This is a genomic window from Geobacillus sp. LYN3, from assembly GCF_003064505.1.
Taxonomy (GTDB): domain Bacteria; phylum Bacillota; class Bacilli; order Bacillales; family Anoxybacillaceae; genus Parageobacillus_B; species Parageobacillus_B toebii.
The window spans coordinates 1,303,538-1,327,385 of sequence record NZ_QCWL01000001.1; the positions used below are offsets into that span (position 1 = coordinate 1,303,538).

A 23,848-nucleotide genomic window follows, 5' to 3' on the forward strand; every position below is an offset into this window, starting at 1 on the left:
CCCATCATGAGATGGGATTACCCGAGAAGCCCCCACCTCTAAGCGAAGCGTAGGTGGTGGGAGTATGTCACACTATAGTCTTTGCTTTATTTCATTGATCATTCTGCGGCAATACATATGTGTTGCCGCTTTTTTTCTTATGTTTTTAAACTCAATTAAAAAAAATAAGTATTATGTGACGATTTTTAGTTTTTAATCATCGATTTTAATGAATAATAATGTTAAAATATAGATTGAAAACGTTTATAACGTTATTTCTTTGTTTATTTGGGAACATGGATGTGAGCGGGTATCATCTCCGCTTCGTATTTACGCTATGCGTGCGAAGCCGGCTCGCAATCATCCCAAATGAATGAAATAGTTGGAGGTTTTTCATAATGACAAAGCAAACGATGCACTACGCAGAACCATGGAGTCAATTTTATGGCCCGAACCTTGGATACGTGATGGAAATGTATGAGCAGTATCTAGAGGATCCGGACAGCGTAGATCCCGAATTGAAACAATTGTTTAAGGAGTGGGGAGCACCGACAACGGAAGCAGAACGGTTTGAGCATAGTGGGAGTGTCGCAAAAACTTATCAAACGTTCCGGCTTCCTGAGAATCCAACCATATTCAGCAAACTTGTTGCTGCGGTAAAACTAGCTGATAAAATTCGCCATTATGGCCATCTAGCAGCAGATATCAACCCATTAAATACCCAAAATAAAGATACGCACCGTATTGAATTAAGCGAATTTGATTTAACGGAAGATGATTTAAAACAAATTCCTGTCGCATTTATTTGTCCGCATGCGCCTGCGCATGTGAAAAATGGATTGGATGCCATTAACCATTTGCGGAAAATATACACGGATAAAATCGCTTTCGAATTTTCACAAGTACATAACTTAGAAGAAAGAAATTGGTTAATTACCCAAATTGAATCAGGAGCATATTACCCAAGTCTGACAAACGAGGAAAAAGTGGCGTTGCTCCGCCGCCTTACGGAAGTGGAAGGGTTTGAAAAGTTCCTTCATCGTACGTTTGTCGGCCAAAAACGTTTCTCGATCGAAGGATTAGATTCGATGGTTCCACTATTAGACGAACTTGTCCGCAATTCCATTGAAGAAGAAGTGAAAGCGGTTAATATCGGCATGGCGCATCGCGGCCGCTTAAACGTGCTTGCTCACGTCCTTGGAAAGCCATATGAAATGATTTTTGCTGAGTTCCAACATGCGGAAAGCAAAGATTTCATTCCGTCGGAAGGATCGGTAGCGATTACATATGGCTGGACGGGAGATGTGAAATATCATTTAGGGGCAGCTCGCCGTCTTCGAAACAAAAATGAGCATACGATGAGAATTACATTGGCAAACAACCCAAGCCATCTAGAAGTGGTTAATCCTGTTGTTTTAGGGTTTACGCGTGCTGCTCAAGAGGATCGCACGAACGCGGGCGTGCCGTCTCAAGATACCGATTCGTCGTTTGCTATTATGATTCACGGAGACGCGGCATTTCCTGGGCAAGGAATTGTAGCCGAAACACTAAACTTAAGCCGTTTGCAAGGATATCAGACAGGCGGATCGATTCATATTATTGCGAATAATATGATCGGTTTCACAACAGAAAGTTATGATTCTCGTTCTACGAAATATGCATCTGATATTGCAAAAGGTTTTGAAATACCGATTGTGCATGTGAACGCCGACGATCCGGAAGCATGTTTAGCAGCGGCGAACCTTGCGTTTGCCTATCGTAAGCGTTTCAAAAAAGATTTTGTTATCGACTTAATTGGCTACCGCCGTTTTGGCCATAACGAAATGGATGAGCCGATGGCGACAAATCCGACAATGTATAGCATTATTCAACAGCATCCAACCGTTCGTCAGCTTTATGCGCAAAAGTTGATTGAAAAAGGAATTATTACGAAAGAAGCAGTAGAAGAGATGGAACGAGAAGTTGCCGAACGGTTGAAAATCGCGTACGAAAAAGTTCCAAAAGACGAGTCAAAGCTTGATTTTATCATGGATCCGCCAAAGCCGGTAGCAAGCAAGTTACCATTTGTAAAAACATCAGTAGAAAAAGATGTATTGCGCCGGTTGAATAAAGAACTGTTGCAGTTTCCTTCTGATTTCCATGTATTTAATAAGTTAGAACGCATCTTAAAGCGCCGTGAAGGCGTGTTTGACGGCAAAGGAAAAATTGACTGGGCGCACGCGGAGATTCTTGCTTTTGCAACGATTTTGCGCGATGGTGTTCCAATCCGCCTTACTGGCCAAGATTCGCAGCGCGGTACGTTTGCCCAACGTCATCTTGTGTTACATGATATGAAAACGGGTGAAGAATTTGTTCCGCTTCACCATATTAGCGATGCAAATGCTTCATTCGTTGTTTACAATAGCCCGCTGACAGAAGCAGCAGTGCTTGGTTACGAATACGGATATAACGTTTTTGCTCCGGAAACGCTCGTTTTATGGGAAGCACAATTCGGTGATTTCGCGAATATGGCGCAAGTGATGTTTGATCAGTTTATTTCATCCGGACGGGCGAAATGGGGACAAAAATCCGGGCTTGTTATGTTGCTTCCACATGGGTATGAAGGGCAAGGTCCGGAACATTCAAGTGGCCGTTTAGAACGATTCTTGCAATTAGCAGCGGAAAATAACTGGACGGTGGCCAACTTGTCAACTGCTGCTCAATATTTCCATATTTTGCGTCGACAAGCTGGCATTTTGCAGCGGGAGGAAGTTCGCCCATTAGTGCTGATGACGCCAAAAAGCTTGCTGCGCCATCCGTTGGCGGCATCGGATGTGGAAGAGTTTACGAATGGCCAATTCCATCCTGTGATTGAACAAAAGGGGCTTGGCGAAAACCGCGAAAAAGTAGAAAGAATCATTTTATGCACTGGAAAGTTTGCGATTGATTTGGCAGAACAAATCAATAAAATGGAAGGGCTAGACTGGCTTCACATCGTGCGCGTAGAAGAATTGTACCCATTCCCGAAAGAAGAACTCCAAGCAATTTTTGCGCGCTATCCAAATGTAAAGGAAATCATATGGGCTCAAGAAGAGCCGAAAAACATGGGAAGCTGGTGTTATGTTGAGCCGAAATTGCGAGAAATTGCTCCAGATGAAGTAGATGTAAGCTATATCGGCAGACGCAGACGGGCAAGCCCTGCAGAAGGTGATCCTGTCGTTCATCGAAAAGAGCAAGAGCGTATTATTCAATGCGCATTAACGAAAAAAGAACAATAATGCAAGATTTGAGGAGGGCATCAACGTGGCTGAAGTCAAAGTTCCAGAATTAGCAGAATCTATTACGGAAGGGACCATTGCACAATGGTTGAAAAAACCTGGTGATCATGTCGAAAAAGGTGAATCGATTTGCGAATTGGAAACAGATAAAGTGAATGTAGAGATTATGGCTGAGGAATCAGGAGTATTGCAACAAATTTTAGCAAACGAAGGCGATACTGTCGCAGTAGGCCAAGCTATTGCGGTGATCGGCGAAGGACAGGCGGCCGCTCCTGCTAATCAAGAAGAACCAAAACCAGCAGCACCGAAAAACCTACAAGAGACAAATGTAAAAACCGAGGGAAAGCAGGAACAGCCATTGGCATCGGCTGGTCAGCCGACGCAGCGCCCAATTGCTTCGCCGGCAGCGCGAAAAATCGCAAGGGAAAAAGGAATTGACTTAACGCAAGTTCCTACCGTTGATCCGTTAGGACGGGTTCGCAAACAAGATGTAGAATCATTTGCACAACAACAAGCAAGACCGCAAGCAACCCCAGCAACACCGGCTCAGCAGCCGGCTCCATCGGTAGTGAAGCAAGATGATGGAAAGCCGGTGATCCGTGAAAAAATGTCGCGCCGCCGCCAGACAATTGCTAAACGCTTATTAGAAGTGACACAATCTACGGCGATGTTGACAACGTTTAATGAAATTGATATGTCAGCTGTCATCGAATTACGAAAACGGAAAAAAGATAAATTTTTCGAAGAACACGACGTGCGTCTTGGATTTATGTCTTTCTTCGTGAAAGCAGCTGTGGCAGCATTGAAAAAATATCCTTATGTGAATGCCGAAATTCAAGGTGACGAAATTATTTTGAAAAAATACTATGATATTGGGGTTGCTGTTTCAACGGACGAAGGCTTAGTCGTTCCAGTGGTGCGGGACTGCGATCGGAAAAATTTTGCCGAAATCGAAAGAGATATTGCTGAATTGGCGGCAAAAGCGCGCAACAATAAACTATCGCTAAGCGATTTGCAAGGAGGAACGTTTACCATTACAAACGGCGGGGTATTCGGTTCGCTCTTCTCTACTCCGCTTCTTAACGGACCACAAGTTGGTATTTTAGGCATGCATTCGATCAAGCTTCGTCCGGTTGCGATTGACGAAGAACGAATCGAGAACCGCCCAATGATGTATGTGGCGCTATCATATGACCATCGAATTATTGACGGAAAAGAAGCAGTCGGCTTCTTAAAAACGGTAAAAGACTTGATCGAAAATCCAGAAGACCTTCTATTAGAAAGCTGATAAAAAGGAGGCAGGCTCCAAAAAACGCTTTTGGAGCCGCCTCTTTTTTCGTTCATGGGAAATAATGAGCAGCTGTAAATGTAGACGAAAAAATGAAACAATTTCGTTCCATAATGGATGGGGAAAACAGAGACTGATTCAAAAGCAAAGGTGCCCCAAACGCGATCGCTTTTGGGACACACTCTTTTGATCGAAATTAGGTTATTTTCACCAAGTCCGGTACGGCAGTGATCCGAGCGGGGCGTGCATGATGAGCTGATAAATCGGAATGGCATATGCTATTACGGAAAGGGCGATGGAGACACAGATCCAGAATGACCATCTTTCCAGAATTCGAGGTGGATGTTCCGCCTGTTCGTTGACAACGCCAATCGGGTATTCGATTGTTTTTTCGGATTTCGGTGCCAAGAACAACAAATTGAACCAGATATACAGTACCAGTACGATGGCTACAAACAGGATGACGCCTCCTAGAGCGATTACCTGGTTGTAAGAAAGCCATGTAACAGCAAGTTCATGTCCACCGTAAGTGGAGTAACTGGTGCGCCGAGGTGCGCCAAGGAGTCCGACAATATGCATAATCACAGCCATCAAGAACATGCCGATTGCCCACAGGACTGCCTGGACGATGGCAAGCCTGTTCAATTGCTTCGTGAAAACCCGTCCGGTCAAGACTAGAATCAGCCAGTAGGAAATAGCAAAGAATGTCAATAATACTGTAGATGCGATTGTCAGATGGAAATGGCCTGTGACAAACCATGTATTATGCACCATCTGGTTCAGCTGGTAACTCGCATTAATGATGCCGCCGGCCCCAGCCGGTATGAAGATGATCATGCCCATGACGGCAGTGAAAAAACACATATATACATGACTAATATGTGTTCCCCTTTTTTAAAGGGCCATTTAATTGAGTACCATGTTTTGGACCAATAACGATTTCTTTAAATAAATAACCCTGAATTTAAGTACATTCCTTGAACATAGTGCATAGGATAATTTATAAATCTGCGAAGGAGTGAGAAAAATGTACTATGTTCCTTTTATGTATCCATATCCTTATTATATTAACGTACCAATGTATAACTATGGAAGACAGCCTGTTTACTGGTCTATTCCTAATGAGATAGGGCATGCAAAACGATTGGATTTTTTGCAATCATCAAAGGGAAGAGATAAAATTGAGTTAAAAGATTATGGACCAAAACCGTTTGTAGTTAATATCAACGAGGCTGCGAAGCAAAACAATACGTATCGTACCGCTTTATGGACAGGAAATCATTTGCAAGTTACATTGATGAGTCTCAATGTTGGCGAAGATATCGGTTTGGAAATTCACCCTGACGTGGATCAATTCTTACGTATTGAACAAGGTCAAGGGATTGTTCAAATGGGCAAGAGTAAAGATAATTTAAACTTTGAAAGAAAAGTCTATGATGATTCTGCCATTATGATACCTGCCGGAACATGGCACAATGTAATCAATATAGGTAATATCCCGCTAAAACTTTACTCGATATATGCACCGCCAGAACATCCACGTGGTACTGTACATGTAACAAAAGCCGATGCTATGGCAGCTGAATAAAACTACTGTAAGTAATAAAAAGAAGAATGTGGTTGCTATTATTAGTCTTGCGAATTAGGGAACTATTTTGTATGTTTGTTATTCAATTAATGAGAGCGATGCTTAATAAGGGGCATCGCCTTTGTGCTATTTTAACAAATGCATCATTCTCAAGAACCCGTCTTATTTTATTAAACGATCCCTTCATCATTTGTTGGTGTCGCATAGATGCAGAATGGTTGGCTAACGGATGGCGATAGTTGAACAAGACATACAAAAAAGACCGATTGATTTCGGTCTTCTTTCTGTGGTTTAAAAATCAACATTAGAATTTAACAGAGCCTTTTTGAAAAAAGCGATGCATATCAGCGTATCACTTCTTTAGATAGAACAAGAGATTTGTACGGCATTATCCCCTACAGGTATACAGCGAAAAAAAAGAACATTTGGTATGATGTTGGATTCTACTCGGGAGGGAATTTTTTGTGGCAAAGAAAGAACAACCCCTTTTTAAGAAAGAAGGAAAATCACTAAAATGCAGCGAATAACTTTAAATAAAAACATGTATAACTGAGGAGGAAAAGCTATGGAGTTGCGCTTGTCGGGGAAAACAGCACTTGTCGTCGCTTCCAGTCAAGGTCTTGGTAAAGCAATTGCCCGTCAGCTTGTGCTCGAAGGGGCAAATGTCATGATTACAAGCCGAAATGAAGAGAAGCTGCAAGAGGTGGAAAAAGAATTACGTGATTTACATAAAGGACAAGTCGCCCACCTTCAAGCAGATATTACGAAGGCAGAAGATATTCGTCGTCTTGTGCAAAAAACGGTAGACATTTATGGAACCATCGATTTATTGGTGAACAACGCCGGGGGGCCTCCTGCGGGAACGTTTGAAACGATCAGCGACGAAGATTGGTATCATGCGTTTGAATTGAATTTGCTTAGCTATATCCGCATGATTCGGGAAGCGCTTCCGTACTTAAAGAAAAAAGGAGGAAAAATTGTCAACATCGCTTCTTCCTCCATTAAAGAGCCGATTCCGGGGCTGCTTTTATCGAATACATTCCGCACCGGCATCGTCGGTTTGACGAAAACATTAGCTTTTGAATTCGCACCGTACAACATTTTAATTAATACGGTAGCACCGGGACGAATCGCAACAGAGCGGGTCGCATTTTTAGACAAAATCAATGCGGAAAAACTGGGAATTTCGAAAGAAGAAATGGAAGCGCGCATGAAAAGTATGATTCCTCTTGGCCGTTACGGCACACCGGAGGAATTTGCCAATGTCGTTACATTCCTTCTTTCAGAGGCAAACACATATATCACAGGGCAGTCTCTTATTGTTGACGGCGGGATGGTAAAAGCGATTTAATATAGTGCGATGAGGAATTCAATCGAAATACAGCCGCTTTTGAAAAAAGAAAGATAGCGCCTTGGTTCATTTCCAAGGTACTTTTTTATGTTATGATAAACATGATTCATTCAAATGCAGGGAGGGGAAGAAGACAATGAAAACAATCGGCTTTATCGGTCTTGGTGTGATGGGAAAAAGCATGGCTCGCAATTTGCTAAAAGCAGGTTATCCTCTTCTTGTTTACTCACGAACAAAAGAGAAAGCGAACGATCTTATTGAAGAGGGAGCAGTTTGGAAAGAAACAGTTGCTCAACTTGCAAAAGAAGCGGATGTTGTCATCACAATGGTTGGATATCCAAAAGATGTGGAGGAAGTATATTTTGGAGAAGAAGGCATACTGGCAAACGTAAAAGAAGGTACATATGTGATTGATATGACCACATCTACTCCGACGCTTGCGGAAAAAATTTATCAGGCGGCGAAAGAACGAAATGTTTATGCGCTTGATGCTCCTGTTTCAGGCGGAGATATTGGCGCAAAAGAAGGAAAATTAACGATTATGGTTGGCGGAGATGAAGAAGTATTTTCCGCGTGTAAACCGATTTTAGAAAGATTGGGAACGAACATTGTTCATCAAGGAAAAGCAGGTGCGGGCCAACATACAAAAATGTGCAATCAAATCGCAATTGCATCGAACATGATTGGCGTTTGCGAGGCGCTTGCCTATGCGAAGCGTTCAGGATTGGATCCGTTTAAAGTGCTAGAAAGCATCTCCCAGGGAGCGGCGGGAAGCTGGTCGCTGAGCAATTTAGCCCCTCGCATGCTTTCCGGCGATTTCAAGCCAGGCTTTTATGTGAAGCATTTTATTAAGGATATGAAAATTGCGTTAGAGGAAGCAGAAAAAATGAATTTGCAACTGCCAGGGCTTGCGCTTGCGAAATCGATGTATGAAGAACTGGCAAAGGCAGGGGAAGAAAACAGCGGCACGCAAGCTTTATATAAGCGATATATCCAAGAATAAGCAGACATCATCTTTATGATGATGTCTTTTTTGTTATTTATCTAAAAATATTGAATATTTTTATAAATAAGGGTATAGTAAAGATAAGGTTACATACTAACCGGTTAGTATAGAAAGGGATGGAAAAAAATGGATTTTTCGTATTCACCGAAAGTCAAAGAGCTGATTAAAAAGTTAAGCGCTTTCATGGAAGGTTACATTTATCCAAATGAAAAGGTGTATAAGGAGCAACTAAACGCACAAGAATCGAGATGGTCTGTTCCGCCGATTATGGAGGAATTAAAAGCAAAGGCGAAAAAAGAAGGACTTTGGAATTTATTTTTACCGGACAGCGAATACGGGGCAGGGCTGACGAACTTGGAGTATGCGCCACTTTGCGAGATCATGGGGCGCTCGTTGATTGCGCCGGAAGTATTTAATTGCAGCGCTCCTGACACAGGAAATATGGAAGTGCTCGTCCGCTACGGCACGGAAGAACAGAAGCAAAAATGGCTGATTCCGTTATTAAACGGGGAAATCCGTTCCTGTTTTTCCATGACAGAGCCAGACGTTGCCTCCAGTGATGCAACGAACATTTCTGCAAGCATTGTCCGCGATGGCGATGAATACGTTATTACTGGACGGAAATGGTGGTCGTCAGGCGCTGGCGATCCGCGCTGCAAAGTCGCGATTGTCATGGGAAAAACGAACCAGGATGCTCCGAAACACGAACAGCAGTCGATGATTATTGTTCCGCTCGATACGCCAGGAGTAAAAATTGAGAGGATGCTGCCGGTGTTTGGCTATGACCATGCCCCACACGGCCATGCAGAAATTACGTATGACCATGTCCGCGTCCCGAAAGAAAACATTATTTGGGGAGAAGGAAAAGGATTTGCCATTGCCCAAGGACGCCTAGGCCCAGGGAGAATTCATCATTGCATGCGGCTGATCGGAGCGGCCGAGAGGGCGCTTGAATTGATGTGCCAGCGCGTGCAAAAGCGGGTTGCGTTTGGGAAACCGATCGCAGAACAAGGCGTCATTCGCGATTGGATTGCCCAGTCACGGATCGAAATTGAACAAGCACGGCTGCTTACATTGAAAGCGGCATACATGATGGATACGGTGGGCAATAAAAAGGCGAAAAAAGAAATTGCGATGATTAAAGTGGTAGCGCCAAACGTTGCCTTAAAAGTGATTGACCGGGCCATCCAGGCATTTGGAGCCGCAGGAGTCAGCGATGACTTCCCGCTTGCCGCTCAATGGGCGAATGCGCGCACATTGCGTCTTGCCGACGGGCCGGATGAAGTGCATAAAGAGCAAATCGCCAAATTGGAATTACGACAATATCAATAAAAAAGGGAGAGAAATAGCATGCATGTACTAGATTTGTTTAAAATATCTGGAAAAACGGCGATCGTTACCGGAGGAGGGCGCGGGCTTGGCGAACAGATCGCCATCGGCTTGGCGGAAGCAGGAGCAAACGTCGTTATATGTTCGAGAAAATTGGAAGCATGTGAACAAGTGAAAGAAAAGCTAGAACAGCTTGGCGTAAAAGCGCTTGCATTAAAATGCGATGTCACGAATCCAGAGGATGTACAGCGCGTCGTGCAAGCGACGGTCGATGAATTTGGGCAAATTGACATTTTAGTCAATAACAGCGGCGCGACGTGGGGGGCGCCGGTAGAAGAAATGCCGCTTGAGGCATGGCAAAAAGTCATCAATGTCAATGTGACCGGAACGTTTCTCATGAGCCAGGCGGCCGGCAAAGTAATGATCAAACAGCGGAGCGGCAAAATCATCAATATCGCTTCTGTCGCAGGGCTTGGCGGAACGAATCCGGAAATATTAAATACGATTGGTTATAACACCAGCAAAGGGGCTGTTATTACGTTTACGAAAGACTTGGCCGTAAAATGGGGAAGATACGGAATTCATGTCAATGCAATCGCACCGGGGTTTTTCCCAACGAAAATGTCCAAAGCCGTCCTTGAGCAAGTGGGACAGAAAGTGCTGCAAAATACGCCGTTAGGACGATTTGGCGGAGAAGATGATTTAAAAGGAGCGATATTATTTTTAGCGTCTCCGGCCTCCGATTTTGTGACAGGAGCGTTAATCGTTGTCGATGGCGGAAGCCACGCCTCAGGATCTTAAAAAAGGAGCTTTTTTGAAACATACTAACCAGTCAGTAAAAAAGGATAAAGGATGAATATGCCAAACGCTCGTAATGGAAAGGAGAAATTGCCATGACGGCGATCATTCCTGTACGTAAAGGAGAAGAACTGCCTGTTGAAAAATTGACCGATTTTTTGAGAAAAACATTGCCGGATTTTCCGGAGGGCACGCTGCAAGTAAGACAGTTTTCCGCTGGACGTTCCAATTTAACGTATTTGCTGTCATGCGGAGAGTGGGAAGCCGTTTTGCGGCGGCCTCCGTTTGGCCCCGTTCCGCCGAAAGCGCATGATATGAAGCGGGAAAGCACATGGCTGACGGAAATTCATCCGATTTTCCCGCTGGCGCCGAAACCGTTATTATTTTGCGAGGATGAATCGATTATTGGCAGTCCATTTTTTGTGATGGAGCGTCGCCATGGCATTGTGCTAGATACGGAGTTCCCGGAGCACATCGCCCCGACAGAAGAACGGTGCCGGAAAATCTCGGAAACGATGGTCGATACGCTCGTACAAGTACATCAGCTTGATTATACAAAAACACGTCTTGTCGAGATGGTAAAGCCTAAAAGGTTTATGGAACGGCAAGTACACGGCTGGATTCAGCGCTATGAGCGGGCGAAAACGGACGAGATTAAAGAAGTGGAAGCGCTGACGAAATGGCTTGTCAAGTATATTCCGGAAAACAGCGAAGCGACGATTATTCACTATGATTATAAATTAAACAACGCGCTGTTTGCCGAAGACGATATTACAAAAATGGTCGGATTATTCGACTGGGAAATGGCGACTGTCGGCGACCCGCTTGCCGATTTGGCAGTGGCGATGAGCTACTGGATTGAAAAGGACGATCCGCCGCTGTTGAAAAACGGATTTGGCAGAACGCCGGTTACCGTTTATCCTGGCTTTTATACGCGCGAGGAATTTATTCGGGCATACGCAGAAAAAAGCGGACGGGATATTTCGAATATGCACTTTTATTTAACGTTTGCTTATTTTAAACTCGCTGTCATCGCCCAGCAGATTTATTATCGCTACCGCCGTGGGCAGACGAATGACGAACGCTTCCGCGATTTTGGTAAGTTTGTTCAGTCACTCATCCAACATGCATGGCAGCTAGCAATGCGCTGAGGTGAATCCATGGCAAAAGTACATGTCGTCTTTCGCAAAGAAGATATTGATGAAACAGCTTTAGCAGATGGAAAAATAGCGGTTGTGTTCGATATTTTGCTCGCTACTTCCACGATTACCGCCGCCCTTTCGTTTGGCGCTGCTTCCGTTATTCCAGTGCGAAATGCCGAGGAAGCCCGGGAAAAAGCGAGCCTGCTTCCAAACGGGAGCTATGAGCTTGTCGGCGAGTACGAAGGCCGGACGATTGATGGCTTTCGATCTACGGCACCGCTTTTTTTGCAAAAGTTCTGTCCGGGAAAAACGATTATTTTATCCACGACGAATGGCACGGTGGCGATCCGCAAGGCGATGAACGCAAAACATCTTTACGTTGGGAGCTTGCTCAATGGACGGGCGCTTGCCGAGCATATTTGCCGCCGGCATTCATCTGAAACGATTGTCGCTATTTGTTCAGGTTCATCAGGAAGATTTTGTTTAGAAGATTTTTATGGAGCCGGCTATTTTATTTCTTGCTTGCTTCAATACGGCGTTTCTGCCTGCGGCCTGTCCGATGCTGCCATGGTGGCATTGCTTTTTTATGAAAAATATAATACAGAAAGTGCGGGGAAAACAGTGCTTGCATCTTCGCGGGTCGGAAGGTGGATGATGGCCAGCGGTCTTGAATCAGACCTCGATTATATCAATCAGCAAGGAGCGCTTTCTGTTATTCCAGTTTTTCAAAAAACGCTATCGGGAGGGGAAATTCATGATGCAACGAGGAAGAAAGCAGTGCGAAAGACGTATTTACGCCGGAAGAATTAACGGAACAGCATAAAATGATTGCGCAAACGGCAACACGATTTGTAGAGAAAAAAGTTTTGACGCATTTAGAAGATATCGAACGGTTTAGCGAATTGATTGATGATCAGGCGATGGAGCGTAACCGCCGCATTGCCGATGAGCAAAACAAAATGCACTAAATAATTCGCTCTTAATGATGTTAATGGAAAGGAGAATGAGAGATGAAGGTGGTTCAATTTACCGAATATGGCGGTCCGGAAGTGCTGCAAATGGTTGAGATGGAACGCCCGATTCCAACCGGACGTCGCGTGCTTATAAAAGTGGAAGCGATTGGAGTAAACTATGCGGACACCGCACGTCGGGAAGGACATTATGTCGTTCCGACTCCGCTTCCGTTTATACCAGGAGCGGAAGTGGCTGGAGTCGTGAGCGAAGTCGGCGAAGATGTTACCTCTGTTCATATCGGGCAGCGTGTCGTTGCGTTAATCGAATCAGGTGGGTATGCTGAATATGTCAACGTAGATGAGCGTGGAGTGATTCCTATTCCCGATGAACTTGATTTTCAGCAGGCAGTTGCTCTTCCTGTTCAAGGATTAAGCGCGTACCATATTTTAAAAACGATGGGCCGTTTAGAAGAAGGAGAGACGGTATTGATTCATGCTGCGGCAGGGGGAGTTGGAACGCTCGCTGTTCAGCTTGCGAAAATTTTTCGTGCCGGAAACATTATCGCTACGGCTAGCACCAAAGAGAAAAGAGCACTTGCTAAACAGCTTGGAGCGGATGCAGCAATCGATTATACCAAAGAAGGATGGAAGGACGAGGTTCTTGAATATACGAACGGAAAAGGAGTAGATGTGGCGTTAGAGATGGCAGGAGGAGATATTTTTCACCAGACGCTCGATTGTTTAGCTCCATTTGGACGGCTTGTCGTTTATGGTGTGGCGAGCGGTCAATTTACACGCATGAATCCAGCGCGTCTGATGGGAAAAAATTTATCTGTCATCGGCTTCTTTTTGCCGCAAATAATGAGAAAATCAGAGTTGTATCAACAAAGTTTGCAAGAATTATTGACCTATGTTCAAACAGGAAAACTGATATTGGCGATTGGCGGTGTTTATCCGCTCGAGCAAGCGGCTGAAGTACATCGTCTTCTTCAATCACGAAAAACGCATGGAAAGCTCATCCTTGTTCCATAGGGAAAGAAGAAAACAGTGAGTACGGTCAACAAGTACTCACTGTTTTTCTTTGAGATATCGTTCTAGACGATCTAGCCCTTTCTTAAGGGTATCTAGTGAATAAGCATAAGAAAGGCGTACATATCCTTCCCCATATTCGGAAAAGGCGCTGCCAGGAACGAGCGCGACACCAGCTTTATTCACAACATCAAGCGCAAAATCGAAAGACGATTGACCGAAAGCGGCGATAGATGGAAATAAGTAAAAGGCACCGCTCGGTTTTTCTACTTCCAGTCCCATTTTGATTAGACGATGGTAAGCATATTCCATTCGTTCTTTGTATTGGGAGCGCATCGTTTCCGCGTCATTTTTTCCTGCTGTTAAGGCGGCAAGCGCAGCTTTTTGAGACACAGATGATGTGCATGAGACGCTGTATTGGTGTACTTTGATCATATGTTTTGTAACGAAAGATGGAGCGAATACGAATCCGATCCGCCATCCTGTCATCGAGTGGGATTTGCTCAATCCATTAATAACGATTGTTTGTTCGCGCAACCATTTTGCGATCGAATGGTGTTCGCTATTATAAACGAGTTCGCTATAAATTTCGTCTGAGACAATCCAAATTGGCCGCCTCTTTACTAGCTCGGCGATTTTCTGAAGTTCTTGTTCGGACAGAGTGACTCCGGTAGGATTCGAAGGGTATGGGAGTACGATACAACGAGTCCGTTCATTTAAGTAAGGAGCAATTAATTCAGCAGATAGACGAAATCCGTTCGACCGTGTATCGACATAGACCGGTTTTGCTCCACATAATCGGATCAGCGGTTCGTATCCTGGATAAACAGGACCTGGCAAAATTACTTCTGTTTCTTCTTCTAAAATGGTGCGAAATGTAATGTCAAGCGCTTGGCTTGCTCCAACGGTGACAATTACTTCGTCAGAATCGTAATATAACCCGTATTTTTCAAGAATAAAATCACATGCAGCTTGGCGCAGTTCAAGAAAACCAGCGTTATGCGTATACGTTGTAAAATTATCTGTAATTGCCTCTTTTCCTGCTTCTTTTATATGTTCAGGAGTGGGAAAATCCGGCTGCCCAATCGTTAGTGAAATCAAATCGGGACGGTTGGCAACCATGTTAAAAAATCTACGAATACCGGATATTTCAATATTTTTTACACGTGAATGTATAAGATGTTCCACCGATTGCTCATCCTTCCGTTATCATCGTTTGATCACATTTTATCATGTTTGACGATTGGATGAGAATGGGGAAAAATAAAAGTGAGCCGCCTCCATTTTTCTTTAATAAATTTTGGAAGAAGCGGCTCACCTTATTATTTGACCATATGACTCAGACGTTTCACACTCGAACATTTTTCTCTCCTCTTAAGCACCATGTTTTTTTAGAAGCTCATTATATTGTGCGGAAAGTTCTAAAAAGAGTGGCTTATTTCGCGTCATAAGCGCTTCGTCAATCTTTTCCATCAGTTTTTGTTTTTGAAACTGGAATATTGCTTGTTGTAATATTTTTTCCGCCAGCGGGCCATAATTACTTTTTTCTTCCATTTGGCCAGGTAAAATAGCACCTTCGTGAGGATATTGTTTTTCGTACATATGTGATTCCTCCCCTACTTGGGAACGATAAGTTCCCTTTTTTATATTATCTTTGTTTTTGAACAAAAAGTAAAGAAAATTTTGATAAATATTCTTTAACATTTTCTACATCATGTATATCCCCTTTTTTATTAGGATGAAGCCTATTTTCGGTTATCATATGTAGAGGAAAGTAGATTATAGATCGTGAGGTGATTCGCATGATTCGGACATGTGTCATTACAAAAGAATTTGAGGTTATCTATGATGTTCCGCTTTCATTTGTAAATAGTCCAGATGTTTCATGGTATTGGGTTGATTTTCATGAACCGACTGAGAATGAAGCAAAGTTGTTGGCTGATTTTTTCCATTTCCATCCTCTTGCGATTGAAGACTGTTTAGAATATGTACAACGCCCAAAGCTTGATTTTTATGATCGGTATTTATTTGTTGTTTTGCATGCCATTGATGGAAATTCGCTCGAAGCGGAGGAAGTCGATTTATTTGTTGGGCAAAATTTTGTCGTGTCTTTTCATAAACAATCGATTCATGCGGTGAATGAAGTATGGACACGAATCAAAAACGATGAAGATTTCCAGCAAGGACCGTTCCATGTGATGTACCGTATTATAGACAAGCTTGTCGATGACTATTTTCCTCCGATTTATCATATTGAAGATGTATTGAATGAATTAGAGGAAAACACAAACGATGAGGAGGTTCAAGACATTATCGAAAAAGTATTTGATATTCGCAGTGACTTATCGAAGCTAAGAAGAACGATTGTACCGATGCGCGATTTGCTATACCGAATTATTCATTCCGACCGTTTTCAGCGTATGAAGGAGCGCCAATTATATTTTCACGATATTTACGACCATCTGCTGAAACTGGTGGAAATGATTGAAACAAATCGCGAAATTACGTCTGATATACGTGATAGTTATTTGTCGCTTACCTCGAACCAGATGAATACGATTATGATGACATTAACAGTAATTACGACGATTTTTATGCCATTAACGTTCATTGCCGGTATTTATGGAATGAACTTTGATAATATGCCGGAATTGCATTGGAAATACGGTTATTTTATGGTTCTTGGGGTGATGGCGGTCATTACGATTTTGATGTTTTTTTGGTTTAAACGGAACGGTTGGTTCCGATTTCTTAAAAATAATTATAAAGATAAGGAATGATGGAAACGTCTGATTGAATCTTACACTGCGTATAAATGGAATTAAGGACAAAGTATGCGAAGGAGAGATAAAATGAAGCGAATTGCTGTTATTGGGCAGTCAGGAGAAATCCCCGATGAGGTACGACATGTTGCGGAGGAAGTAGGGGCGGAAATTGCGAAGCGAAATGCCGTTTTATTAACAGGCGGGGGAAGCGGTGTGATGGAAGCGGCATCGAAAGGAGCGAAAGAAGCGGGAGGACTTGTTATTGGTATCTTAGCTGGAGATCGTATTGATGTTGCAAATGATTATATCGATATCCCCATTACAACAGGTCTTCATTTTGATTTCCGCAGTCTTATTCTTGTTCATTCCTCTGATGCGCTGATTATGATTCGTGGCGGAAACGGAACATTGGGCGAGTTATCCGCGGCATATATGAATAAAAAGCCGGTTATTATTATCGAAACGACTGGCGGTTGGGCAACGAAAATAAAAGAAGTTGCTTATGAAGGCGGCTATTTAGATGAACGGCGTACGGTGGAAATCGCGTTTTGCCATTCGGCCAAGGAAGCGGTAGAACTTGCTTTTCAACGAATCGAGGCGCCGATCGATATAACAAGAAATACAGGACGAATAGGCGATTAATCGATGTGAACGATTGTATGAAACAGGCAGTAAGCTTCATATATATGGCAGAGAGAACATTATGGAAAGGGGGAAGCTGATGGCAAAAGGTGTTTGGGGTGTCGATTCTGCGCAAGCAGTAACGGAAAAGTTGTTTCAATGTGTGAAAAATGAACTTGGCTACCCAAAATTTTGGGGGCGGTATTTAACCAATGTTCCGAATGTTTCCGACGGTTTAACCAAAGAGGAAATTACACGTTTAAGAAATTACGGGATTAAAGTGATGCCTGTTTATAATGCGTTTCGTGAGGCTGTAGGATATGCAAACGGACAAGTGGCGGCACGCAATGCAGTATTCCATGCGCGGCGTCTTGGCATTCCAGCAAATAAAGTATTATTTGCAAACATCGAAGATTTTTTTCCGATCGATGCCTCATGGATTGTAGCATGGGTGGAGACGATGCATCCGACAGGTTATCGTCCAGGGGTGTATGCTGACCCGACAAAAGGCGATTTTGCTAGTGCTTATTGTGAGGCGATCCAGGCAAATAATCAAGTCGCTGTACAAACCATCATTTGGAGTTCGGCGCCAAGACCAGGGACGACAAAAGAACAAAAAGCGCCGAAATATCAGCCGGCAGCCCCGAATTGTAAAGCGAACGTTTGGGTTTGGCAGTACGGCCGTGATGCAGCATCATTTCCGGTTGATACGAATTTAGCCGATCGCAGATTGCTTGATTTTTTATATTAAAGTTTTAAGGTTGCAGTAGAAAAGACTGCAACCATTTTTTATAAATTGCAAAACAAATATAAAAAATATTGGTTCTTTATGCATTCAACAATATAATAAAATATAGACCATATTAAATAGGAAGGACGTAGCGGCAAATGGAAGAAAGATCAAGTGTTTTATTGGAAAGTGGTACGAACGAACTAGAAATAGTGGAATTTTTGATTGCAACTAATCGTTTTGCCATCAATGTCATGAAAGTACGCGAAATTGTTAAGCCTGCCCCAATCACAAAAATTCCACACTCCCATCCGCATATTGAAGGGATTATTGAATTGCGCGGAGAGGTGCTTCCGGTTGTCGATTTAGCAAAAGTGCTTCATTTTCCACCTTCCGAAAACCCTGAGCACGATAAATTTATTGTCGCTGAGTTTAACCAACTAAAAGTTGTTTTTCATGTACATGATGTGACACGTATCCATCGGATTTCGTGGAAACAGATTGAAAAACCGTCACAAATGTATCAAGGGCTAGAAGCACAAATTATCGGTGTGGTGAAATTAGAGGGGCAAATGATTTTGCTGTTGGACTTTGAAAAAATTATTGCCGACATTAACCCAGACTTAGGAATAAACACACAGAAAATAAAAAATTTAGGGAACCGAGAACGTTCACAAAAAAAGATCATCGTGGCAGAAGATTCACCATTATTAAGGAAATTGCTGCAAGATACGTTAGCGGAGGCAGGATACGTATCGGTGGAGTTTTTCGAAAATGGGGAGGATGCTCTTCACTATTTACAATCGATTGCTGATACAGGAAAAGATATTGCGGATGAAGTGCAGCTTGTTATTACAGATATTGAAATGCCACAAATGGATGGGCATCATTTAACAAAGCGTATTCGCGAAGACGATAAGTTAAAGAAACTTCCTGTCATTATTTTTTCTTCTCTTATTACCGATGATCTTCGTCACAAAGGAGAGAAAGTTGGAGCAACAGCGCAAGTAAGTAAACCAGAAATTGGTGAACTCGTCAACATGATTGATGCACATATCTTATGAATCAATGAGACAGGGAATTTTTCATTTATATATAAAGTGGATTATCGTGCATGATCGTTTCACAAAGTCTCTAAAATAATAAACAGCCAATTCAATGCGCAGAAGCCTCTTCGATGGAGATGACACAGCTCCCACCTCTAGATGTAAAGGTGGGAGAGATTCCATCAATAGCTTTCTCCAAGGCGTTTAAATACTGGTTTTTGATACGATTTTTTTTGTTTTGGTGGAATTGGTTTGATGCCTGTATATGTTTGTAACAGTGCTTTAGCTTTGGACAACGGCATTCTCGTTGCAGGATTGCGGTAAGAGTCATTAAGTGCTCCAAGATGCGGAAGGGTTGCGAAGTCTTCTTTTGTTGGAGGAATATGAAAATAATAATCGCCGACAGCGACAAGTACATCAGACTGCTGCTGGCTATATTTCGGATTGCGAGAAAAGTGTAAGCCAACTTTTTTCGCTTTTCCTTCTTGCAGCAATTTTTCAATTGCTTTTTTCTTAAGAAGATATAGGAAAGATGGGTTTAACGCAGTTTTTGCGTGGCGGTTTACTGTAAAAATCGCTTTTGCTATGTTATCTACTGTCGGTTCTAATGGTTCCATTAGCACGTCTCCTTTTCATTATTTAGTTTAATTATACAACATGAACATATGTTTGCAAAACAGCTTTTTTGCTTGCTTTGTTTTTTATGATAGAAAAGGACGGTTGGAATACGCCGCAATAACTATTTTTGGCGGCTTTCTTTATAAACCGTCCTGTTTTTCTAATGCTTGGTGTTGCAGCGTAAAGACAGTAAGTTCCGGCGGCGAAAGAAATCGAAGTGGTATTCTTGTTGTTCCAAGTCCACGATTTACATATAGTGTTAAATGATGAATTTGATAAAATCCTTCATAATATGTTTCTGAAAGCGGCGGAGTGATAAGCGGTCCGATGAAAGGAAGCTGGACTTGTCCGCCATGGCTATGCCCTGATAACTGTAGATGAGCTGGATAACGGCTCATTTGTATGGCACCATCCGGTTCATGTAACAACACAATGGTATAAGTCGAATCAGGGATTGATTTTATCATGTCAGAAAAATTCGGTTTGCCGAGCATTATATCATCTACACCGGCAATGGCGATGAAACTTTCGTTTTGCCGCTTAATGAGGACATGTTCGTTGACAAGTATTTGAAATCCAGATTTTTCCATAATATAACGATATATTTCTGTTCCATACCCACCGTGATCATGATTGCCGTAAATACTAAATTTTCCAAGCGGAGCATGAATGCGAGAAAGTTCGTTAGCAACTGCATCAATGTGTGGATATTTGTTGGGCTCATCCAGTAAATCTCCTGTAAACAACACAATGTCTGGCTGCAATTCGTTAATTTTTTTTATGGTGTGACGAAAGCGACTTAATTCGTAATAATGGCCTAAATGAACATCGCTAAATTGCAAAAGTTTCGTTCCAGTAAACTCTTTCGGAATAAGCGGGTGAGAAATAATATGATGGGTGACGGTTAATTGTGCTGGTTCAATAAAACGAGCGTAACCATAACTGAATGATGTTGCCAAAATTCCCCCAATGCCGGTGATCATCAATTTTTTTAAAAATGTTCGCCGATTCATTTTTGTTATTTCCAAACGTTCCATAATGATGCCGTCCTTTCACAATAGTTTTATTATAATGGAGAAAAGAAACGAAGGACAATAGGATAAAAATAATGTTAGAAAATTACGTATTTTTGTAGTAAGATAGAAATGAATGAGTAATCAGTCATTTTATAAAGGGGGAGAAACATGAACGGCAAAGTAATCATTATTACTGGTGGTTCGAGCGGGATGGGAAAATATATGGCAAAACGGTTTGTGGCAGAAGGTGCGAATGTCGTTATTACGGGAAGACGGCTTGAAGCATTAGAAGAAGCGAAAAAAGAAATCGAATCTCCAAATGGAAAAGTTCTTCCGATTCAAATGGATGTACGTGATCCCGAATTAGTCGCTGAAATGGTAAAACGCACGGATGCGGAATTTGGCAAAATTGATGCACTCATTAACAATGCTGCTGGCAATTTTATTTGTCCTGCGGAGAAGCTATCGATTAATGGTTGGAATAGTGTGATTAATATCGTGTTAAATGGTACATTTTACTGCAGCCGCGAGGTAGGAAATTATTGGATTAAAAACGGCCAAAAAGGTTCCATTATCAATATAGTGGCTACATATGCTTGGGGAGCTGGCGCAGGTGTTATTCATTCCGCATGTGCGAAAGCCGGAGTGTTAGCGATGACGAGGACGCTTGCGGTAGAATGGGGACGAAAATACGGGTTCCGCGTCAATGCGATCGCACCTGGGCCAATTGAGCGGACAGGAGGTGCGGAACGGCTTTGGGAATCAGAAGAAGCGGAAAGAAGGACCATTGAAAGTGTTCCATTAGGACGTCTCGGTACACCGGAAGAAATTGCTGCTCTTGCGGCATTTCTTCTTTCTGATGATGCCGCTTACATTAATGGAGAATGTATTACAATGGATGGCGGACAATGGCTCAACCAGCATCCATTTTAAAAAACGTAATATGTATGAGCGGTTTCCTAATATTAGGAAACCGCTCATGTTTTTATCAGATCGGTGCCATTTCATTCGACGCCATCTTTCCAAACCGATGAAAAACCTATCTACCATGGAAGTTTTTCAATATGAACCTCTCTCACCTACATTCCATTTAAGGCGGAGTTTTTTATCTTTATAAAAAAACTCCCAATTCTTCTTCCTCTTTGCTTCATTTCGAGGGGGAAGAAAAATGTTAAAAAAAGATATCGAAGGGAGCACGTATGATATAATATGACAAAGATGGTGTGTGTATAAAAGAGGTGAGCAAGATGGATGCATTAGATGTAATGGCGAATTTGCAGCGTGTCTTTCCATACTATCAAGCGATTTTTAGTGCAGATGAACATTGTGTGATTGGATATGAAGTGCTAGGAAGATACCAATCGGAAACGGGAGTTGTTAGTCTCGGTCCATTTTTTCGCGATGAAACAATACCGGAAGAGTTCCGCTTAGAAGTGGATGAAGTGGTAACAAAAAAAGCACTTGATTATTTTCTGTCCCTCGATGACTATACACTGCTTATTTTTTTAAATCGTGATGTAAATTTATTAATGCTTGACCGTGCTGAGTCATTTTTGCAGCTTCTTCTTCAATATGAAACAAGAGGATTGTCGTTAGAGCGCGTTGTGCTAGAAATTAATGAACACCATTTTAAGGGAGATTTACAGCAATTAAGTCATTTATTAACATATATTCGTACTTATGGAATTAAAATTGCGGTAGACAATATAGGTGAGCATAGCAGTAACTTAGAGAGAATCGGGTTATTGTCACCTGATATTTTGAAAATTGATTTGCACCAATTGCGGACAACTTCCATGTATCAAGCGTATCAAGATGTGATTTATTCCATTTCTCTGCTCGCTCGTAAAATCGGAGCAACGCTTTTATATGAAGATATCGAAACGTCGTTTCAATTGCAATATGCGTGGCGAAACGGAGGACGTTATTACCAAGGGTATTATTTGGCGAAACCATCTGCCGAGCTAGTGCCGCGTGATATGTTGAAAGAGCGTCTGCGTCAAGAATGTCATCATTTTATTCAGCAAGAAAAGAAAAAATTAGAAACGCTTTATCGCATTTCTGAACAGTTTCAGAAACGATTGGCAACACTTTTGGCAAAATATAAGAAAGTATCTAATTTTGATGAACTTATTTCGCTTCTAGCTAATGAGCTAAACGATGTTTGTTTCCGCATTTATGTTTGTGATGAAGACGGGTTTCAACAGTCGGCGAATATGTTTAAGCGCAATGACTGCTGGGAATTGCAGCCGCAATATTACATGAAAAATTGGAGTTGGCGGCCATACTTTTTAGAGAATATTATTCGGATGCGTTCACGTAAACGCGGGATTCTTTCCGATTTATATGCAGATATCGAAACAGGGGAAACGATTCGTACGTATTCGTATCCAATTGACGATCGGCACTATTTATTTATCGATTTATCATATAGCTATTTATTTGAGCATGATGCTCATTATTAAAATGGTATAAAATTCTTTTCCTCGTGGCAAAGTAAGCATGAGGTGAAGAAACAATGGCACAGTTGACGTTTGTATTATCCATCATTGCAATTTTCATTGCTGTTATTGGGGGCGTATACACATTTCGTCTCGGGCGACAACAAAAATGGCAGGAGGAATTGGATGCTCCTATCCCCGAGAAGGTGCAAGAACATGTATTTTTGCGCAACCCAATTTTTTTGGCGTATATTTCGGCCGTCTTATTAGCTGCGATTGCGATTTTTTATTTGGCATTACGTTATTGATGAGTCAAAATGAGCAGTCCTATTAGGGAGTGCTCTTTTTTTTATGTTGATGATGCCAGATGATTGGTTTTACGAGCAACAAGCAAAAAACGAATGATCAAAATCAAAATGCGCTTCGTTGTTATATGCCGGTGATATAAAGCTTTGGGAAATAAGACTTTTTTACGTGTTCAATGAATATATATTTAATTGAGTTTCCAAAGGGGGAATAAAAAATGGGAAAGCAATTACTTCAAACATTATCGCATGAAGAGCAAATATTGCTCCTAGATATTTTGTTTACGCAACAATACGCATTGGATCTTGTTAGTTGTGAACTTGCTGATATAGAAAATGGAGAAAAGCAAGTGGACGAAAAACGGTATCAACAACTTTTACGTTTATACGATCGGCTTCTTCAAGAAACATATGACTTTACGTAGTACTATCGCTTCAAAATAAGCGATAGTTCTTTTTAATAAGAAGACCACTTTAAAATATGATAAACTGAAGAAGGGAAAACGCTAAAAAGAGGGTAGCGTCAAAAGTTCTATGAAAACTCCACACAGATCATCCCATTGAGCATCGTGGGGCATGCGGAGGG

Annotated in this window: 24 protein-coding genes; 19 read left to right on the forward strand and 5 right to left on the reverse strand. The window is 42.2% G+C overall.

Annotation, left to right across the window (positions count from 1 at the left end; genetic code table 11):
* Window positions 1-377: 377 nt before the first annotated feature.
* The gene (locus DCC82_RS06835) at window positions 378-3,236 is read left to right on the forward strand and encodes a 2-oxoglutarate dehydrogenase E1 component (protein WP_097354263.1); all 2,859 of its coding nucleotides are present in this window, start codon (window positions 378-380) and stop codon (window positions 3,234-3,236) included.
* 25 nt (window positions 3,237-3,261) lie between these two features.
* The gene (odhB, locus tag DCC82_RS06840) at window positions 3,262-4,524 is read left to right on the forward strand and encodes a 2-oxoglutarate dehydrogenase complex dihydrolipoyllysine-residue succinyltransferase (protein ID WP_097354264.1); all 1,263 of its coding nucleotides are present in this window, start codon (window positions 3,262-3,264) and stop codon (window positions 4,522-4,524) included.
* Between the two features lie 207 nt (window positions 4,525-4,731).
* Here the strand turns inward: odhB and DCC82_RS06845 are convergent, their stop codons facing one another.
* Window positions 4,732-5,388 (reverse strand): cbb3-type cytochrome c oxidase subunit I, encoded by a 657-nt coding sequence (locus DCC82_RS06845; RefSeq protein WP_286170449.1) that lies wholly within the window; start codon window positions 5,386-5,388, stop codon window positions 4,732-4,734.
* A gap of 163 nt (window positions 5,389-5,551) precedes the next feature.
* On the opposite strand from DCC82_RS06845, the gene DCC82_RS06850 reads away from it, so the two are divergent.
* From DCC82_RS06850 to DCC82_RS06885, 9 genes are all read left to right on the forward strand, one after another.
* The gene (locus DCC82_RS06850; protein ID WP_015863264.1) at window positions 5,552-6,112 is read left to right on the forward strand and encodes a cupin domain-containing protein; all 561 of its coding nucleotides are present in this window, start codon (window positions 5,552-5,554) and stop codon (window positions 6,110-6,112) included.
* A 565-nt stretch (window positions 6,113-6,677) separates the two neighbouring features.
* Window positions 6,678-7,463, forward strand: a complete 786-nt coding sequence (locus tag DCC82_RS06855; protein WP_015863265.1) for an SDR family oxidoreductase — start codon at window positions 6,678-6,680, stop codon at window positions 7,461-7,463.
* 136 nt (window positions 7,464-7,599) lie between these two features.
* Window positions 7,600-8,466 carry an NAD(P)-dependent oxidoreductase gene (locus DCC82_RS06860; RefSeq protein WP_015863266.1) on the forward strand — a complete coding sequence of 289 codons (867 nt, stop codon included), beginning with the start codon at window positions 7,600-7,602 and terminating at the stop codon, window positions 8,464-8,466.
* A gap of 129 nt (window positions 8,467-8,595) precedes the next feature.
* Window positions 8,596-9,801 (forward strand): acyl-CoA dehydrogenase, encoded by a 1,206-nt coding sequence (locus DCC82_RS06865; RefSeq protein ID WP_097354265.1) that lies wholly within the window; start codon window positions 8,596-8,598, stop codon window positions 9,799-9,801.
* A gap of 18 nt (window positions 9,802-9,819) precedes the next feature.
* A complete protein-coding gene (locus tag DCC82_RS06870; RefSeq protein ID WP_097354266.1) occupies window positions 9,820-10,599 on the forward strand; it encodes an SDR family oxidoreductase in 780 nt (259 codons plus the stop codon).
* A gap of 92 nt (window positions 10,600-10,691) precedes the next feature.
* Window positions 10,692-11,747: a phosphotransferase family protein gene (locus DCC82_RS06875; RefSeq protein WP_015863269.1), complete on the forward strand. Its 1,056-nt coding sequence runs from the start codon at window positions 10,692-10,694 to the stop codon at window positions 11,745-11,747.
* Between the two features lie 9 nt (window positions 11,748-11,756).
* A complete protein-coding gene (locus tag DCC82_RS06880) occupies window positions 11,757-12,548 on the forward strand; it encodes a 2-phosphosulfolactate phosphatase (protein WP_015863270.1) in 792 nt (263 codons plus the stop codon).
* 14 nt (window positions 12,549-12,562) lie between these two features.
* Window positions 12,563-12,706: a hypothetical protein gene (locus tag DCC82_RS17440; RefSeq protein WP_015863271.1), complete on the forward strand. Its 144-nt coding sequence runs from the start codon at window positions 12,563-12,565 to the stop codon at window positions 12,704-12,706.
* A 42-nt stretch (window positions 12,707-12,748) separates the two neighbouring features.
* Window positions 12,749-13,723: a quinone oxidoreductase family protein gene (locus DCC82_RS06885; RefSeq protein ID WP_097354268.1), complete on the forward strand. Its 975-nt coding sequence runs from the start codon at window positions 12,749-12,751 to the stop codon at window positions 13,721-13,723.
* A gap of 36 nt (window positions 13,724-13,759) precedes the next feature.
* Here DCC82_RS06885 and DCC82_RS06890 read toward each other — a convergent pair whose 3' ends face one another.
* Window positions 13,760-14,908 carry an aminotransferase A gene (locus DCC82_RS06890; protein ID WP_097354269.1) on the reverse strand — a complete coding sequence of 383 codons (1,149 nt, stop codon included), beginning with the start codon at window positions 14,906-14,908 and terminating at the stop codon, window positions 13,760-13,762.
* Window positions 14,909-15,094: 186 nt separating this feature from the next.
* Window positions 15,095-15,322, reverse strand: a complete 228-nt coding sequence (locus tag DCC82_RS06895; protein ID WP_015863274.1) for an IDEAL domain-containing protein — start codon at window positions 15,320-15,322, stop codon at window positions 15,095-15,097.
* 200 nt (window positions 15,323-15,522) lie between these two features.
* On the opposite strand from DCC82_RS06895, the gene corA reads away from it, so the two are divergent.
* The 4 genes from corA to DCC82_RS06915 all read left to right on the forward strand — a co-directional run bounded on the left by corA (window position 15,523) and on the right by DCC82_RS06915 (window position 18,900).
* The gene (gene corA / locus DCC82_RS06900; protein ID WP_015863275.1) at window positions 15,523-16,500 is read left to right on the forward strand and encodes a magnesium/cobalt transporter CorA; all 978 of its coding nucleotides are present in this window, start codon (window positions 15,523-15,525) and stop codon (window positions 16,498-16,500) included.
* A 72-nt stretch (window positions 16,501-16,572) separates the two neighbouring features.
* On the forward strand, window positions 16,573-17,127 hold the full coding sequence (locus tag DCC82_RS06905) for a TIGR00725 family protein (protein ID WP_015863276.1): 555 nt from the start codon (window positions 16,573-16,575) through the stop codon (window positions 17,125-17,127).
* 79 nt (window positions 17,128-17,206) lie between these two features.
* Window positions 17,207-17,857 carry a glycoside hydrolase domain-containing protein gene (locus tag DCC82_RS06910; RefSeq protein WP_097354270.1) on the forward strand — a complete coding sequence of 217 codons (651 nt, stop codon included), beginning with the start codon at window positions 17,207-17,209 and terminating at the stop codon, window positions 17,855-17,857.
* A gap of 137 nt (window positions 17,858-17,994) precedes the next feature.
* The gene (locus DCC82_RS06915) at window positions 17,995-18,900 is read left to right on the forward strand and encodes a chemotaxis protein (RefSeq protein ID WP_015863278.1); all 906 of its coding nucleotides are present in this window, start codon (window positions 17,995-17,997) and stop codon (window positions 18,898-18,900) included.
* Window positions 18,901-19,064: 164 nt separating this feature from the next.
* Here DCC82_RS06915 and DCC82_RS06920 read toward each other — a convergent pair whose 3' ends face one another.
* Together DCC82_RS06920 and DCC82_RS06925 are read right to left on the reverse strand one after the other, a co-directional pair.
* A complete protein-coding gene (locus DCC82_RS06920; protein ID WP_097354271.1) occupies window positions 19,065-19,499 on the reverse strand; it encodes a YkyB family protein in 435 nt (144 codons plus the stop codon).
* A 141-nt stretch (window positions 19,500-19,640) separates the two neighbouring features.
* Window positions 19,641-20,537 carry a metallophosphoesterase gene (locus DCC82_RS06925; RefSeq protein WP_097354272.1) on the reverse strand — a complete coding sequence of 299 codons (897 nt, stop codon included), beginning with the start codon at window positions 20,535-20,537 and terminating at the stop codon, window positions 19,641-19,643.
* Between the two features lie 147 nt (window positions 20,538-20,684).
* Between DCC82_RS06925 and fadH the strand changes: the two genes are divergently transcribed.
* From fadH to abbA, 4 genes are all read left to right on the forward strand, one after another.
* Window positions 20,685-21,449 (forward strand): 2,4-dienoyl-CoA reductase, encoded by a 765-nt coding sequence (gene fadH, locus DCC82_RS06930; protein WP_097354273.1) that lies wholly within the window; start codon window positions 20,685-20,687, stop codon window positions 21,447-21,449.
* A gap of 314 nt (window positions 21,450-21,763) precedes the next feature.
* Complete coding sequence (locus DCC82_RS06935) at window positions 21,764-22,981, forward strand: EAL domain-containing protein (protein WP_097354274.1); 1,218 nt, start codon at window positions 21,764-21,766, stop codon at window positions 22,979-22,981.
* A 53-nt stretch (window positions 22,982-23,034) separates the two neighbouring features.
* Window positions 23,035-23,265: a hypothetical protein gene (locus tag DCC82_RS06940; protein WP_015863283.1), complete on the forward strand. Its 231-nt coding sequence runs from the start codon at window positions 23,035-23,037 to the stop codon at window positions 23,263-23,265.
* Window positions 23,266-23,480: 215 nt separating this feature from the next.
* The gene (abbA, locus tag DCC82_RS06945) at window positions 23,481-23,687 is read left to right on the forward strand and encodes an antirepressor AbbA (RefSeq protein ID WP_015863284.1); all 207 of its coding nucleotides are present in this window, start codon (window positions 23,481-23,483) and stop codon (window positions 23,685-23,687) included.
* Window positions 23,688-23,848: the final 161 nt, after the last annotated feature.